A 765-nucleotide genomic window follows, 5' to 3' on the forward strand; every position below is an offset into this window, starting at 1 on the left:
TTAACGTAATGTAAAACCGAGAAAGGCAGATAAAAAGGCAGGAACGACCTACATTCGGCTCAATTCCCTTTGCAGGGCTTGGATGTTTTGCTGGCGATCGAGTACCGCGCTTTGCAGGCTGTTGATTTCCTGTTGGTTGACATGACCGCCTTTGGCTACGCGGGCTTGAGCCAGAGATTTTTGCGCTTCACCCAACGCTTTACGTTCGTTGCTCAATTCCGTTTCCAAAATCGAACGGCGGCTAGTGCTGCCGGAGGATTTGGGCGCAGGAGTTGCTGCAACTTCAGGAGCAGGACGGATGGGCGCAGGTGCAGGATTCGCCTTAGCGGTATTTTTAGGGGCAGGTTTTGCGTTACCGGCTCGTTTTGACGGAGCTTCGGCAGCAGCAGACTCGGGCATTTCTAAAGCGGGAGCATCGTAGCGCGTGCTGCTGTATTTGCCGATGGTCGGTAAATCTGCCGAATGGCAGTTTCCAGATGGGCGTGAAGTATAGACAACTTCGCCGTTGACTGTGCAGGTATAGATTTTAGAGGAAGCTTGTGCGCCTGATGCGGCGGCAAACATCAGCAATGAAGCTGCCAATGCGTGAAGTGATTGTTTCATGGTAAGGTCGTAATGTGAAATAAGTAATTGTTCGATAGATATTGCATTCAGCTGTAATAGTATAACAATACCAGCATATTCTCTCAAATAGGACGGCTGACTTTTTTAATTTCAAATCAAACCGCCTTATTTGTTATAGCGAAAATTGCCTCACTCGTTTTC

At 48.4% G+C, this 765-nt stretch carries 1 protein-coding gene; it reads right to left on the reverse strand.

Translation table 11 applies throughout. The features are described from left to right. Positions 1–48 precede the first annotated feature (48 nt). Positions 49–603, reverse strand: a complete 555-nt coding sequence (locus ACTHUR_RS13560; RefSeq protein ID WP_167390255.1) for a hypothetical protein — start codon at positions 601–603, stop codon at positions 49–51. Positions 604–765 lie beyond the last annotated feature (162 nt).

This window comes from Neisseria sp. P0021.S007 (genome assembly GCF_051956855.1).